At 75.6% G+C, this 753-nt stretch carries 1 protein-coding gene; it reads right to left on the bottom strand.

The genetic code is table 11. The annotated features are described in order from the left end of the window. Positions 1-744 (bottom strand): AAA family ATPase (locus G4D87_RS38340; RefSeq protein WP_275902337.1); only part of this gene is annotated, 744 nt, incomplete at its 3' end. Between the last annotated feature and the right edge of the window lie 9 nt (positions 745-753).

Here is a 753-nt window from a genome sequence, read left to right as displayed (position 1 = left end):
CGACGGGCCCAGCACCGACGCCGCCCGCAGCACGTCCCGCTGTACCGGGGGCAACAAGGCCTGCCGCGCGGCCAGTGCCGCCTCGCCCAGGAGGGGCACCTCCCGCTCCGGTTGCTCCTCATGCAGCGTCACCGCGTGCAGCAGGTGCAGCGGGTGGCCGGCGCTGCCGCGCAGCACCGCCTCCCGGGCCGCGGGCGTCAGTGCTCCCCGGTTCCGCAGCCGGCCCTCCAGCAGCGCCGCGGCCTCGGCGGGCCCCAGCCGCCCCACCGTCAGGACCTCCGCCGAGAGGGGCGCCGGCGCCGTGCCACTGGGGCGCTGGAGCGCCAGCAACAGCAGCGGCGTGTGCGACAGCCGCGACACCAGCTCCTCCACCAGCGCATGGCTGAGCGCGTCCCCATGCTGCCAGTCCTCCAGCACCAGCAGGCGCGGACGGCGGTGGGGCATCAGCGCGTGGCACAGGGAGTCGAGCAGGGCGGTGCGCTCGGAGGCGAGGCTCGCCGGAATGCCCTGGCGCTCACGGCCTTCCAGGAAGCGCTGGATTCGCTCCGCGTCCGCGCTGGACACGCGGCCCGTCCCGGAGGGCGGGCTGAGGTCCCGCGTGGCGTCCAGCAGCTCCCGGAAGATGCCCGCCGGTGCGCCCGGCAACGCCAGGCCACTGCCTTCCCAGACTTCGAAGCCCTCCGCGGCCAGGCGCTCCACGAAGGCGTCCTTGACGGGCGTCTTGCCCATCCCCGCCTCCCCCATCAACCACAC

The sequence above is a fragment of the Myxococcus vastator genome (assembly GCF_010894475.1).
Taxonomy (GTDB): Bacteria; Myxococcota; Myxococcia; order Myxococcales; family Myxococcaceae; genus Myxococcus; species Myxococcus vastator.
This window is presented reverse-complemented; position numbering and strand designations above follow the sequence as displayed.